Below are 13,621 nucleotides of genomic sequence, written 5' to 3'. Positions count from 1 at the left end.
GGTCCACGCGTACCGCGCGGGCCCCGTACTCCCGTGCTTCCCGTATTCCCGTTTCCCTAGGAGTCCATTGCCTCCCGAACACATCACGTGGAGCCCGTCACCTGCCGACACGGAACAGCCTCGGCAGGTTCGCCGCATCCTGAGCCTCTTCCGCCCCTACCGGGGCCGCCTCGCGATCGTCGGCCTGCTGGTCGGCGCCGCCTCCCTCGTGTCCGTCGCCACCCCCTTCCTGCTCAAGGCGATCCTGGACACCGCCATCCCCCAGGGCCGCACGGGCCTGCTGAGCCTGCTCGCGCTCGGCATGATCCTCAGCGCCGTCCTCAGCGGCGTCTTCGGCGTCCTGCAGACCCTGATCTCCACGACCGTCGGCCAGCGCGTCATGCACGACCTGCGCACCGCCGTCTACGGCCGGCTCCAGCGCATGTCACTGGCCTTCTTCACCAGGACGCGCACGGGCGAGGTCCAGTCCCGCATCGCCAACGACATCGGCGGCATGCAGGCCACCGTCACCTCCACCGCGACCTCCCTGGTCTCGAACCTCACCAGCGTGATCGCCACCATCGTCGCCATGGTCGCCCTGGACTGGCGCCTGACCGTCGTCTCGCTGCTCCTGCTCCCGGTGTTCGTCTGGATCAGCCGCCGCGTCGGCAACGAACGCAAGCGGATCACCACCCAGCGGCAGAAGCAGATGGCGGCGATGGCCGCCACCGTCACCGAGTCGCTCTCCGTCAGCGGCATCCTGCTCGGCCGGACCATGGGCCGGTCGGACTCGCTGACCAAGTCCTTCGCCGACGAGTCCGAGGGTCTCGTCGACCTCGAAGTGCGGTCGAACATGGCAGGACGCTGGCGCATGTCCGTCATCGGCATCGTCATGGCCGCCATGCCCGCGTTCATCTACTGGACCGCGGGCGTCGCCCTCCAGCTCGGTGGACCGACCATCTCGATCGGCACCCTCGTCGCCTTCGTCTCGCTCCAGCAGGGCCTGTTCCGGCCGACGGTCAGCCTGCTGTCCACCGGTGTGCAGATCCAGACCTCGCTGGCGCTCTTCCAGCGCATCTTCGAGTACCTCGACCTGCCCATCGACATCACCGAGCCCGAGCGCCCGGTCCACCTCGACCAGGTCAAGGGGGAGATCCGCTTCGAGGACGTCGAGTTCCGCTACGACGACAAGGGCGCCCCGATCCTCGACGCCATCGACGTCACCGTCCCGGCGGGCGGCAGCCTCGCCGTCGTCGGACCGACCGGCTCCGGCAAGTCCACGCTCAGCTATCTGGTGCCGCGGCTGTACGACGTCACCGGCGGCCGCGTGACGCTGGACGGGGTGGACGTGCGTGACCTCGACTTCGACACCCTGGCCCGCGCGATCGGCGTCGTCTCCCAGGAGACCTACCTCTTCCACGCCTCGGTCGCGGAGAACCTGCGGTTCGCCAAGCCCGACGCCACCGAGGAGGAACTGCACGCGGCGGCGCGAGCGGCACAGATCCACGACCACATCGCCGCACTGCCCGACGGGTACGACACGGTCGTCGGCGAACGCGGCCACCGCTTCTCCGGCGGCGAGAAGCAGCGCCTCGCCATTGCCCGCACCATCCTGCGGGACCCGCCCGTGCTCGTTCTCGACGAAGCGACCAGCGCGCTGGACACCCGTACGGAGCACGCCGTGCAGGAGGCCATCGACGCCCTGTCGGCCAACCGCACCACGATCACGATCGCCCACCGGCTGTCCACGATCCGCGGCGCCGACCAGATCGTGGTCCTCGACGCCGGCCGCGCGGTCGAGCGCGGAACGCACGAGGAGCTTCTGGTTCAGGGCGGGCGCTACGCCGCCCTCGTGCACCGGGACGCCCAACTGGAGCCGACAAGATGACGATATGCCGGGTTTGTGGTCATTAGCGGGTTAACGTGCCCGTTATGCAGATGAACACTCCGCCACGGAGCACGATTCGACTGACGCGCCGGGGCCGGGTCGCCCTCATCGCGACCGGAGCCGTCGTGGCGGCCACCGCCGTGGCGGTGCCGCTGCTCAGCATGGGAACCGACCAGGACGAGTCGCCGAAGGCACTCGTCATCCCGGAGGGCTGGCGCTCCGGCCAGGTCTACTCGGCCGTCGACAAGGCCCTGCGGATGCCCGCGGGCACCACCAAGAAGTCCCTCACCAAGGCGAACCTGAAGCTTCCCAACGACGCCGAGGGCAATCCTGAGGGCTATCTCTTCCCGGCGACGTATCCGCTCGACAAGAAGTCGACGCCCGAGTCGCTGCTCACCTTCATGGTCGACACCGCGAACAAGAAGTTCAACGGAGCGCCGGTCGCCGCGGGCGCCCAGCGCAACGCGATGAACGTCTACCAGGCCGTCACCATCGCGAGCATCGTCCAGTCCGAGGCGGCGACCACCGCGGACATGGGCAAGGTGGCCCGGGTCGTCTTCAACCGTCTGGACCGCGGCATGCCGCTGCAGATGGACTCGACCCTCAACTACGCGCTGAACCGCTCCACCCTGAACACCACGCAGAACGACACCCGGCTCAACAGCCCCTACAACTCCTACCAGCGCATGGGACTGCCGCCCACGCCGATCGCCAACCCGGGCGAGGAGGCGATGCGCGTCGCTGTCAACCCGCCCGCGGGCGACTGGCTGTACTTCGTCACGGTCAAGCCGGGTGACACGCGCTTCACGGCCAGTTACGAGGAGCACCAGCGCAACGTGGCCGAGTTCAACCGGAACCAGAGCCGCAAGAGCGCCTCTCCCACCGTCTCCTCCACCGCATCGCCCACCGCATCGCCCACCCACTGAGCCGCGCATCGGGCGCAGGGGACGGGCGTCCCGGACCACGTCACGCGGACCGGTGCACGGGACATCACACACTGGCCGGCGAGGTCGCCGGCAGCCTCCTGATGTCCCGCACCGCGGCACGTCCGGCCCGGTTGGCGCCGATGGTGCTCGCGGACGGCCCGTAGCCGACCAGATGGACGCGCGGATCGGCGACCACCCGCGTCCCCTCGACGCGGATGCCGCCTCCCGGCTCCCGCAGACGCAGCGGAGCCAGATGGTCGATGGCGGCCCGGAAACCGGTCGCCCAGAGGATCACGTCGGCGTCCACCCGCCGTCCGTCCGCCCACGCCACTCCGTCCGGGGTGATCCGGTCGAACATCGGACGCCGGTTCAGCACCCCGTCGGCCAGCCCCTGCCGGATCGCGTCGTTCAGCGGCAGCCCGGTCACGGAGACCACACTGCGGGGCGGAAGCCCCTGCCGTACACGTTCGTCCACCAGCGCGACGGCGGCCCGCCCGAACTCCTCGGTGAAGGGTCCCTCCCGGAAGACCGGAGGGCGCCGGGTCACCCACGTGGTGGCGGCGGCGTACGCCGCGATCTCCATCAGATGCTGGGTTCCGGAGGCGCCGCCGCCCACGACGACCACGCGCTGCCCCGCGAACTCCTCGGGACCCGGGTACTGCGCCGTGTGCAACTGCCGTCCGCGGAAAGTCTCCTGGCCCGGGTAGCGCGGCCAGAACGGCCGGTCCCAGGTGCCCGTCGCGTTGATCAGCGCCCGCGCGGACCACGCTCCGTCGTCCGTCTCCACGAGCAGTCGGCCGTCGGGCCCCTCCCGGACCGCCGTCACCTTCACGGGCCGTCGCACCCGCAGGTCGAAGGCGCGCTCGTAGGCGTCGAAGTACTCACCGACGACCTCGGAGGAGGGGCGCCCCGGGTCGGCGTCCGTCAGCTCCATGCCGGGCAGCTCGTGCATCCCGTGCACCTTGCCGAACGTCAGTGACGGCCACCGGAACTGCCAGGCTCCACCCGGCCGCGGCGCGTGGTCGAGGACGACGAAATCCCGCCCGGGCTCGAAACCGGCACGCCGCAGGTGGTAGGCGCTGGACAGGCCCGCCTGGCCCGCGCCGACCACGACCACATCGACCTCACGCGCGCGTACCCCTGTGTCGTTCACGCTTCTACCAACCGGGCCGGGCTCCGGGATCTTCCCGGCGGGCGACACCGTGTGAGCCACCCGACGGGACCCGCGTCACCGGCCGCCGGCCACGAGCAGCGCCGCTCCGCCTCCCGTCCTCGTACGCGACAGCAGCCCCCGCGACCCCAGGATCGGGATCACACCCTCCCCGAACCAGTACGCCTCCTCCAGGTGCGGATAGCCGGAGAGCACGAAGTGCTCGATGCCCAGCGCGTGGTACTCCTCGATCCGGTCGGCGACCTCCGCGTGGCTGCCCACCAGAGCCGTGCCCGCGCCGCCGCGCACCAGGCCGACGCCCGCCCACAGGTTCGGCGAGATCTCCAGGCCGGCGCGGGAGCCGCCGTGCAGCGCCAGCATCCGCTGCTGGCCCACCGACTCGCTCCGACCGAGCGCCGCCTGCGCGGCCGCGACGGTGTCCCCGTCGAGGTCGTCGAGCAGCCGGTTCGCCGTCGCCCACGCCTCGGCCGACGAGTCCCGCGAGATCGTGTGCAGCCGGATGCCGAACCGGACGGTGCGTCCCTCGCGCTCGGCGAGACCGCGGATCCAGTCCGTCTTCTCCTTCACCTGGGCCGGGGTCTCGCCCCAGGTGAGGTAGACGTCCGCGTGCCGGGCCGCGACCGGCCCCGCCGCGGGCGAGGACCCGCCGAAGAAGATCTCCGGGAGCGGGTCCGGCGGCAGCGCCGTCAGACCGCCCTCGACCTGGTAGTGGGCGCCGTCGAAGTCGTACGGCCGCCCGCTCCACACCCCACGGACGACAGAGAGGAACTCGTCCGTGCGCGCGTAGCGCTGGTCGTGCCCGAGGTGGTCCCCGAAGCGCCGTTGTTCGGCCGAATCGCCGCCGGTGACGACGTTGAGGAGCAGCCGCCCGCGGGTCACCCGCTGATACGTGGCCGCCATCTGGGCCGCGAGCGTCGGCGAGATCACGCCAGGCCGGAACGCCACCAGGAACTTCAGGCGCTCGGTGTGCTGAGCGAGCGCCACCGTCGTCAGCCAGGCGTCCTCGCACCAGGTGCCGGTCGGGGTGAGCACCGCCTCGAAGCCCAACTGCTCGGCCGCTTTGGCGATCTGGGCCAGATACGCGATGTCGGGGGCGCGCACGCCGCTCGGCCGGCGTGACGGGTCGAGGGTGTTTCCGGAGTAGGCGTGCCGGTCCACAAGGGTCCGGCCGTCCCCGCCCGTCGGCAGGAACCAGTGCGGGCGAACGGTCATCAGGACTCCCTGAAGACGCGGGGAGCGGTGGTCGACGCCGGCAGGTCACCGTTGAACCGGGGGTCCACGAAGCCGCTGAAGTCGACCTGGCCCGGCAGCAGTTTCAGACCGGTGAAGGTGTCGGCGATCGCCTGCTCGGAGGCGATCAGCGGCTTGTCGACCGCGACCGCGATCCGGCTCGCGTTGGTCCGCTTCACCGACGCCAGCGCCACCTCGTAGGGCAGGCCGGTGTCCTTCGCCCACACCTTCGCCCACGCCTCCGGGTGCTCGTAGACCCAGTCCTGGGCACGTCGCAGCCGCTCCAGATAGTCCTTCACGGCCGCGGCCTTCTTCTTGTCCCGCAGCGCGCCCGGCGCCGCCACCTGGAAGTTGAGCCCGTTGACGACCCCTTCGCCGTCGGCCAGGATCCGCCCCTGCTTCGCCTGCAGCACCTGCGAGGTGTACGGGTCCCACACCGCCCAAGCGTCGACCTTGCCGCTGGTGAACGCGGCCAGCGCGTCGGCGGGCTGCAGGTACTTCACCTTGACGTCGGCCGGTGTGAGCCCGGCCTCCTTCAGCGAGGCGATCAGCTGGTAGTGCGCGGACGAACCCTGCGCCACGGCAATGGACTTGCCCTTCAGCTCCGCGGGCTTCCGCAGTGTCGAGTTCTTCGGTACGAGGACGGCCTCGCCCTGGGAGTTGCCGTGCCAGGCGGCCACCACCGAGATCTTCGAGTGCGCCCCGGCCGCGAAGACGGGCGGCGTGTTGCCGACGCCGCCGATGTCGACGGCCTCGGCGTTGACGGCCTCCAGAAGCGGTGGGCCGGAGGTGAACGTCGACCATTTGATCTTGTAGTCGAGGTCCTTCAGCTCCCCGGCGGCCCGCAGCACCGCCTCGGAACCGCCTTTCTGGTCACCGACGTCGAGCGTGAGAGACCCCTTGCCGTCGGTGCCGGACCCCGTGCTGGTCTCGGCCGCCGAGTTCCCGCCGCAGGCGGCGATCAGCAGGGTCAGGGGCAGGAGCAGGGCGGCGGGGACGAGACGTCGTCGCATGAGGTTCCGTTCGTGGAGGTGAACTGGAGTGCAGGGCAGGGGGGGGGTCAGGCCGCTTCGGCGGCGGTGTCGACGCCGAGCCGTTCCAGCAGGCCGGCGCGGAGCGCGGCGAACCGGGGGTCGCTGATGTCGCGGGGGCGTTCCAGGCCGACGCGGGTCTCGTAGGCGATGACACCGTCGTCCATCACCAGGACACGGTCGGCCAGCAGCACGGCCTCCTCGACGTCATGGGTCACCAACAGGACCGCGCAGCCACGGCGTTGCCACAGCTCCCCGACGAGCCGCTGCGCCTTGATGCGGGTCAGGGCATCGAGCGCGCCGAACGGCTCGTCGAGCAGCAGCAGATCGGGCTCGCGGACCAGGGCCCTGGCCAGCGACGCGCGCTGCGCCTCACCACCGGACAGCGTCTTGGGCCAGGCGTCCGAGCGATGGGTGAGGCCGACCTCGGCCAGTGCCCGCTCGGCGACGGTGCGGCCGGGCTTGCCGGGCAGCCCGAGCAGCACGTTGCGCCACACCTTCTTCCACGGCATCAGCCGGGGTGACTGGAAGGCCACCGCCTTGCGGCGCGGGACCAGCACGGTGCCCTCGATGTCGCGGTCGAGCCCGGCGAGGATGCGCAGCAGCGTCGACTTGCCGCAGCCGCTGCGCCCGAGGAGGGCCACGAACTCGCCCTGCCTGACGTCGAGTCGGAGGCGATCGATGACGGGCCTGCCGTCGAAGGAGCGGGTGAGGCCCTCGACCCGTACGGCCGGGGTCGCTTCGGGGCTCACCGGCCCGTGAACGTCGGTCGCCATTGCAGCAACAGCCTTTCGAGGGTGCGGACGACGAAGTCGGCGAGCAGGCCGAGGAAGGCGTAGACGATCAGGCAGACCACGATCACGTCGGTCCGCAGGAAGTCGCGCGCCTGGACCATCAGGAAGCCGATGCCGGCGTCCGCGTTGATCTGCTCGGCGAAGACGAGTGCGAGCCAGGCGATGCCGAGGGAGTAGCGCAGCCCCGTCATCGCGCCGGGCAGCGCTCCCGGCAGGATCACGTGCCGCACGAGCCCCCACCGGGACAGGCCGAGGGACTCACCCGCCTCGATGAGCTGGGAGTCGACGCCGCGGATGCCGGCGTAGACGTTCAGGTACAGCGGGAACGACACCCCGAGGGTGATGATCGCGACCTTCGGGGTCTCGCCGATGCCGAACCAGATGATGAACAGCGGGATGAGGCCGACGAAGGGCACCGTCCGCAGCATCTGGACGGAGGCGTCCACCAGGTCCTCGCCGATGCGGAACAGCCCCGACACCAGGGCGAGTCCGGTGCCGACGAGGGTGCCGAGGAGAAGCCCCAGGGCGACGCGTTGCAGGGAGACGCCCATCGCCCCGGGCAGCGAACCGTCCGTGACCAGGTCCCGGCCGACCCGGGCGATGGTGCCCGGAGAGGCGAGGACATCGGGGGTCAACAACCCTGTGCCGCTCAGGAGTTGCCACAGGGCGAGCAGCAGAAGCGGTCCTGAGGTGCGGCGCATCCAGCGCGGAACGCGCGTGCGGCGGGTGGAGGCGGGGACGATGGGTTGTAGTTCGGGTGCCGCGTGGACCGCGTGGACCGCGTGGTCCGGCGTGGTCGTGGCCTGATCCGAGAGGCCGTCCTTCGACACGGGCGACATATCCGGCCCGGACGAGCCGGGCGGGGCGTGACTGATGCTCATGAGGGCTCCACGGGAGGAGGAGAGCGTCCGGAAGGGAGTACGCCGGAACCCCGACGCGTCGGCGGCTCGGCGTGCGGACACGGGAGTGCCGGACGTGCGGGTCGGGCGGAGCGCGAGAGCGCGGAGGTGCGAGGAGGGAAGGTCGTCAGCAGCCGCGGCGACACGCGGCGGAGGCCACCCGCAGCAGGTCGATGTGACCGCGCGTGGTGAGCAGGGCTGAACGCAACATGCGGCAGAAAGTAGTCAGCTCGTCCGTGTCCGGTCAACGGTGTCTCGCGGAATGGACCGCCCGTATCACCGCTCGGGCGGTCGGTCGCGTGCGGAATCCGGCCCATGGGAGAGAGGATGGGAACATGTCCGATGCCTTCACCACGCACGTCCTGAACGTGTCCTCCGGATCGTCCGAGACGGTCGTCGACCTGACCCGTGACTGCGAGGCCTTCCTCCGTGAGGTCGCGCCGGGCCGCGACGGCCTCCTGAACATCTTCGTGCCCCACGCCACCGCCGGGATCGCCATCATCGAGACCGGGGCGGGCAGCGACGACGACCTCCTCGCCGCGCTGCACGCCCTGCTCCCCGCCGACGACCGCTGGCAGCACCGCCACGGCAGCCCCGGCCACGGCCGCGACCACGTCCTCCCGGCGATCGTCCCGCCCCACGCCACCCTGCCGGTGGTGGACGGGAATCTGGAGCTGGGGACATGGCAGTCGGTGTGCCTCGTCGACACGAACAAGGACAACCCGAACCGTCAGGTCCGGCTGAGCTTCCTCGGCTGAGACGACCCCGGGCCGTTCTTCACCGGAACGCGCGGAGCCGGCGGGCCCAGCGGGCCGCCGGCTCCGGCACGCTGTGTCGCGGGGGCATATGACGTCGCGTCACATTCGTTCAGCTCGTCGCCCGGTGGGCGCGCTCCGTCATCCAGTACAGGAGTGCGAGCAGGGGAAGTGCCGCCCCCAGGAGTGTCAGGGCCGTCCAGCCGCCGGCGTGGTAGACCACCGAGCCGAGCTGCGAACCGAGCGCGCCGCCCACGAAGAACGTGGCGATGAAGGCGCTGTTGAGCCGGGCCCGCGCGTCCGCGTCGAGCTGGTAGATGGTGTGCTGACCGAGGATCAGCGTGGTCTGCACGGCCATGTCGATCAGGATCGCCGCCACGGCGATCAGGACGACGCTGTGTCCGCCGAAGCCCGCGACCGCGAAGGCCAGCGCGGCGACCACGAACGCGGCGCCCGTCATCGGACGGACCAGCCCCCGGTCGGCCCACCGGCCCGCGAACGGGGCGACGGCCGCGCCCGCGGCACCGACGAGCGCGAACACGCCGACGCCGACGGGGGAGTAGTGGAAGCGGGGACCGGTCAGCACGAAGGAGACCGTCGTCCAGAAGGCGCTGAAGGCTCCGAACATCGCCGCCTGGTAGAGCCCCCGGCGCAGCAGCACCGGGTGGGTGCGCACCAGGCGGAACGTGGAGCGCAGAACGTGGTGGTAGGGGATCGTCGTGGTGGGGGCGTGCTCGGGCAGGGCGACCCGCAGTGCCACGGCCAGCAAGGCCATCAGGACGGCGGAGCCGAGGAAGACGACCCGCCAGCCGGCCACGTCCGAGACCAGGCTGCTGAGGGTGCGGGAGAGCAGGATGCCGGTGAGCAGACCGCTCATCACCCGGCCGACGACGCGGCCGCGGGCGTGGTCGGGGGCGAGGCTCGCGGCGAAGGGCACCAGGATCTGGGCGACGACCGAGGTGGCCCCGCTGATCAGCGAGGCGATCAGCAGCATGGGGAAGCTGGTCGCGAGGCCCGCGGCCACCAGCGACAGCGTGGTGACCGTGAGCAGAGCGGTGATCAGGTTCCGCTTCTCCAGCCGGTCGCCGAGCGGGACCAGGAAGAGCATGCCGAGGACGTAGCCGACCTGCGTGAGCGTGATCAGCGCTCCCGCCGTCGAGGTGCCGATGTGGAAGACACCGCTCAGCGAGGAGAGCAGGGGCTGGGCGTAGTAGAGGTTGGCGGCCGTCATCCCGGAGGCGACGGCCAGCAGCGCGACCAGCCAGCCGGGCACACCGGAGGCGGCCTGCGCCGTTCCGGAGCGGCGGGTGGTCCGGACGTCGGGCGATGCGGACATGTGCACCTTCTCGAAAGGGAGGCCGGGGAAGCCCGGCCCGGGTGGGAACGCTGTGCGGTTGACGGCATCCCGTTCGAAGCCGTCACAGGGCTCAAGCGCCCGGCAGCTCCTCGATCTTCCTCACCGGATGCGATCGTTCGGGATGTCAGTCATCTCGATCGGAGATGAGTGAGACGCGCACGGTCAGAGTGCGGGGCGCACCGGGTGCCGGCTCAGGACGGAGACCCGGTTGAAGGCGTTGATGGTGATCGCCACCCAGATCACCGCGGAGATCTCGTCGTCCGACAGGACGCGTCGCGCCGTGGCGTAGGCGGTGTCCTGCGCGGCGCCCTTCGCGGGCTCGGTGGTCGCCTCGGCCAGGGCGAGCGCCGCACGCTCCCGTTCCGTGAAGAGCTCGGTGTCGCGCCACGCTGCCAGGACGCCGAGGCGACGAGTCGTGTCGCCGGCACGCAGCGCCGCCCTGGTGTGCACGTCCAGGCAGAAGGCGCAGCCGTTGATCTGGGACACCCGGAGGTTGACCAGCTCCACCAGGACCCGGTCCAGGCCCGCGTCGGCGGCGACGGCCCGGACGGCCTCGGACGTCTCGACCAGCGCGTGGTAGGCCTTCGGGCTCTGCTTGTCGACGAAGACCCGCCGTTCCGTCGCTTCGGCTGTCGTCTCGCTCACCCTCGACTCCTTCGTGGACCGTGCCCGGCCCCGCTGGGCTCCGCCGGCACGTTGGTGATCATTGTCCTACGATCCCGATACGACGGTCCGGCGCCCCCCGACGAGCCTGCCGCGACGGGACCTAAGAGGACACGCGGGCGCTCCGGTGACCGCGTCGGACGGCGGGACGAGCCGTGGCCGGAGCCGGTGATCACCCGCGCATTCCCGTGAACGCGTCGGCGCGCTCGGCTACTTCGCCGGGATCTTCTGCTCGAACCAGACGACCTTGCCGCTGCTCAGCCTCGTCGCACCCCACCGCAGGGCGAGCTGGTCGACCAGGAACAGACCGCGGCCGCACTCGTCGCCCGGCGCCGCCTCCCGCATCCGGGGCACCAGCGGCGAGTCGTCGGTCACCTCGCAGCGCAGCACCTCGGTGCGCAGCAGCCGCAGGGAGATCGGCCGCGAGGCGAAGCGCACGGCGTTCGTCACGACCTCGCTGACCATCAGCTCCGTCGGGTCCAGCAGGGATTCCAGACCCCACCGGCGCAGGGCCCGGCGGATCAGCCGGCGCGCCTGGCCCGCGGTCATCGGGTGAGGGGCCAGGTACCAGTACGCGACGCTGTCCGGCGGAAAGCCCTCGAACCGGGCGGTGAGCAGGGCGATGTCGTCGTCCCGGGTGCCCGGACCGAGCGTGCCGAGGACGTGGTCGCACAGTGTTTCCAGCGAGGCGGGCCCCGCCGCGGTGGTCTGGAGGCGGAGCCGCAGCGCCTCCACGCCGCTCCCCACGTCGGTGGTGCGCGACTCGACGAGGCCGTCCGTGTACAGGACCAGGGTCGCCCCGGTGGGCGCGGCCATCTCCACCGACTCGAAGGACACGCCGCCGACGCCGATCGGAGCGCCGGGCGGGACGTCCAGCACCACGGCACGGCCGTCCTCGTGCAGCAGCACGGCGGGTGGATGACCGGCGTTCGCCATCAGCAGGCGGTGCGATATCGGGTCGTAGATGGCGTAGAGGCAGGTCGCCATGTGGTCGCTGCCGAGACGCTGGGCCTGCTCGTCGAGATGGTGCAGCACCTCGTGCGGCGGCAGGTCGAGGCCGGCGAGGGTCTGCACGATGGTGCGGAGCTGGCCCATGATCGCGGCGGACGTCATGGAGTGCCCCATGACGTCGCCGACGACGAGCGCGACCCGGTTGCCGGGCAGCGGGATCGCGTCGTACCAGTCGCCGCCGACCTGGGCGGTCTTCGAGGCGGGCAGATAGCGGCTGGCCAGCCGTACGCCGGTGGGTTCGGGCAGTGACGACGGGAGCATGGTGTGCTGCAGCGTGTCCGCCACGGCGGCCTCGTGGCCGTACATGACCGCCTTCTGCACCCCCAGCGCGGTGTGGGTGGCGAGTTGCGAGGCGACGAGCAGGTCGTCCCCGGTGAACGCCGGGCGTTCACCGCACCGGAGCAGCACGACCGTGCCCATGACGTGATGGCTGCCGTGCAGCGGCGCGATGATCAGACGGTGGCCCGGGGGCAGCATGCTCGACGGGTCCACGCCGGACGCGAGCAGCTCGGCGACGGCGGGCGCGTTCCCCGGTGCGTCACCGAAGGCGGGACGCCCGTCCAGCAGCAGCTCGGCGAGACGCCCGCCGCCGGCCGGCTCCACACGCTCGGCGATCTGCGGGAGCACGGGTGCCGGGGATCCGTCGGCGGGCGGAGCCACCCGGACCGTACCGGTGTGCGACACCTCCGGAACCTCGCCGCCGTGCAGGCGCAGCACGACGGGTGCCGCCGGTAGCTCCGCCCCCACCGGCAGCGGGTCGTCGAGATGGATGTGGATGGCGTCCGCGAACGCGGGGACGGCGGCCCGTCGCAACTCCCGGAGCGTCCCGTCCAGATCCATTCCGCGGGCGATCCGCCGTGTCGCCACGTCGAGATACCGCAGGCGGTCGGTCTGCGGCACGCCGTCCTCGGTCACCGTGGCGACGGGGCCGGTCGCCACGGTGGGCGGCCCCGTCACCACGACAGGCAGGTCGGCCGCCCCCACCGCGGGAGCGACGGTCACCGCGGCGGACGAGGGAAGGCCGTGCGGCAGGGGAGTGCCCTCATGAGGGATGTGGTGCTCGGTCACGTTCTGTCCCGTCCGGTGGGTGGCGCGGTCCGCGGCTCGGACCGGCCCTCCTCAGTCGCTCCGCCGGCAGCAGAGGAACACCTGCTCCTCCGGCGGGACGTCGGCCACCGAGGGGGCGTAGGTGTACGAGGTCTCGTCGACGATCTCGAAACCCGCCGCCTCGACGACCTTGTGCAGGTCCTCCCGCAGATAGCCGGACACCCGAATGGTGTTCCCCAGGAACGGAATGGCGAAGTTGTCCACGTCGGCCTCGACCATCGAGAGGACGAACAGGCCTCCGGGGACCAGCAGATGACGGATCGTCCGTAGCGCGAGGGGGATCTCGGCGCGGGGCAGCATCAGCAGCGAGAAGAAGGCGGCGACACCGTCGAAGCGGCCGAGATCGCGGGGGCCGCCCGGTCGCAGGTCCGCGATGTCGGCCTGATGGAACGTGCCCCCGGGGACGGACTCGCCGGCGAGCTTCACCATGCCGGGGGACAGGTCGACGCCCGTGACCTCCAGACCGGCGTCCGACAGCTGGCGCGCGGTCGGCACCCCCGTACCGCACCCCAGATCCAGCACCCGCGACCCGGCGGCGAGCGATTCGACCAGCCAGGCGCCGGCTGCGACCTGGCCCTCCTTGTGCGGGAAGGCCTCGTCGTAGCGGTCGCCGATGGAGTCGAACGCGTCCGCCTGACCGGTGCGATCGAGCCGCATGCTCTCGTAATCAGTCCCGTGATTGCTGTTGATCACGAAAGTACCTTCCAAGGGGTCGATCGAGTGATTGCGCTATCCGACCGAAAGTGGCCGTGACGAGATCTCCGAGCTGAATGAGTCGCTCAGGAGACGTCAATTCGGAACGATAGTCGT

13 protein-coding genes are annotated in these 13,621 nt (G+C 71.1%); 3 read left to right on the top strand and 10 right to left on the bottom strand.

Features of this window, described 5'->3' with window-relative positions:
- The first annotated feature begins 67 nt into the window (after positions 1–67).
- Positions 68–1,867 (top strand): ABC transporter ATP-binding protein, encoded by a 1,800-nt coding sequence (locus ACIRQH_RS17355; RefSeq protein ID WP_358816722.1) that lies wholly within the window; start codon positions 68–70, stop codon positions 1,865–1,867.
- Between the two features lie 44 nt (positions 1,868–1,911).
- Positions 1,912–2,793: an endolytic transglycosylase MltG gene (gene mltG, locus ACIRQH_RS17350; RefSeq protein ID WP_388933637.1), complete on the top strand. Its 882-nt coding sequence runs from the start codon at positions 1,912–1,914 to the stop codon at positions 2,791–2,793.
- A gap of 64 nt (positions 2,794–2,857) precedes the next feature.
- Here the strand turns inward: mltG and ACIRQH_RS17345 are convergent, their stop codons facing one another.
- From ACIRQH_RS17345 to ACIRQH_RS17320, 6 genes are all read right to left on the bottom strand, one after another.
- Complete coding sequence (locus ACIRQH_RS17345; protein WP_404226464.1) at positions 2,858–3,946, bottom strand: NAD(P)-binding domain-containing protein; 1,089 nt, start codon at positions 3,944–3,946, stop codon at positions 2,858–2,860.
- Positions 3,947–4,021: 75 nt separating this feature from the next.
- Positions 4,022–5,176: an LLM class flavin-dependent oxidoreductase gene (locus ACIRQH_RS17340; RefSeq protein ID WP_404226463.1), complete on the bottom strand. Its 1,155-nt coding sequence runs from the start codon at positions 5,174–5,176 to the stop codon at positions 4,022–4,024.
- Positions 5,176–6,207, bottom strand: a complete 1,032-nt coding sequence (locus ACIRQH_RS17335) for an ABC transporter substrate-binding protein (protein WP_388870514.1) — start codon at positions 6,205–6,207, stop codon at positions 5,176–5,178. Before ACIRQH_RS17335 ends, ACIRQH_RS17340 begins: the two co-directional genes overlap by 1 nt.
- Before the next feature lie 47 nt (positions 6,208–6,254).
- Complete coding sequence (locus tag ACIRQH_RS17330; RefSeq protein WP_404226461.1) at positions 6,255–7,001, bottom strand: ABC transporter ATP-binding protein; 747 nt, start codon at positions 6,999–7,001, stop codon at positions 6,255–6,257.
- A complete protein-coding gene (locus tag ACIRQH_RS17325; protein ID WP_404226460.1) occupies positions 6,974–7,900 on the bottom strand; it encodes an ABC transporter permease in 927 nt (308 codons plus the stop codon). The genes ACIRQH_RS17330 and ACIRQH_RS17325 overlap by 28 nt, the downstream gene beginning before the upstream one ends.
- Positions 7,901–8,045: 145 nt before the next feature.
- A complete protein-coding gene (locus ACIRQH_RS17320; RefSeq protein WP_349817350.1) occupies positions 8,046–8,129 on the bottom strand; it encodes a putative leader peptide in 84 nt (27 codons plus the stop codon).
- 124 nt (positions 8,130–8,253) lie between these two features.
- Between ACIRQH_RS17320 and ACIRQH_RS17315 the strand changes: the two genes are divergently transcribed.
- Complete coding sequence (locus tag ACIRQH_RS17315) at positions 8,254–8,676, top strand: secondary thiamine-phosphate synthase enzyme YjbQ (RefSeq protein WP_358816715.1); 423 nt, start codon at positions 8,254–8,256, stop codon at positions 8,674–8,676.
- A 109-nt stretch (positions 8,677–8,785) separates the two neighbouring features.
- On the opposite strand, the gene ACIRQH_RS17310 is transcribed toward ACIRQH_RS17315, so the two are convergent.
- From ACIRQH_RS17310 to ACIRQH_RS17295, 4 genes are all read right to left on the bottom strand, one after another.
- Positions 8,786–10,009 (bottom strand): MFS transporter, encoded by a 1,224-nt coding sequence (locus tag ACIRQH_RS17310; RefSeq protein ID WP_388933627.1) that lies wholly within the window; start codon positions 10,007–10,009, stop codon positions 8,786–8,788.
- A gap of 183 nt (positions 10,010–10,192) precedes the next feature.
- Positions 10,193–10,675, bottom strand: a complete 483-nt coding sequence (locus tag ACIRQH_RS17305; protein ID WP_404226458.1) for a carboxymuconolactone decarboxylase family protein — start codon at positions 10,673–10,675, stop codon at positions 10,193–10,195.
- Positions 10,676–10,903: 228 nt separating this feature from the next.
- Positions 10,904–12,772, bottom strand: coding sequence for a SpoIIE family protein phosphatase (locus tag ACIRQH_RS17300; RefSeq protein ID WP_388870499.1), 1,869 nt, complete (start codon positions 12,770–12,772; stop codon positions 10,904–10,906).
- A gap of 51 nt (positions 12,773–12,823) precedes the next feature.
- Entirely contained in the window at positions 12,824–13,468 is a 645-nt protein-coding gene (locus tag ACIRQH_RS17295; RefSeq protein WP_388870676.1) for a class I SAM-dependent DNA methyltransferase, read from the bottom strand.
- Between the last annotated feature and the right edge of the window lie 153 nt (positions 13,469–13,621).

Origin of the sequence: Streptomyces sp. NPDC102279 (assembly GCF_044766365.1) — a bacterium.
In the GTDB taxonomy this organism is placed as follows: Bacteria; Actinomycetota; Actinomycetes; order Streptomycetales; family Streptomycetaceae; genus Streptomyces.
This window is presented reverse-complemented; position numbering and strand designations above follow the sequence as displayed.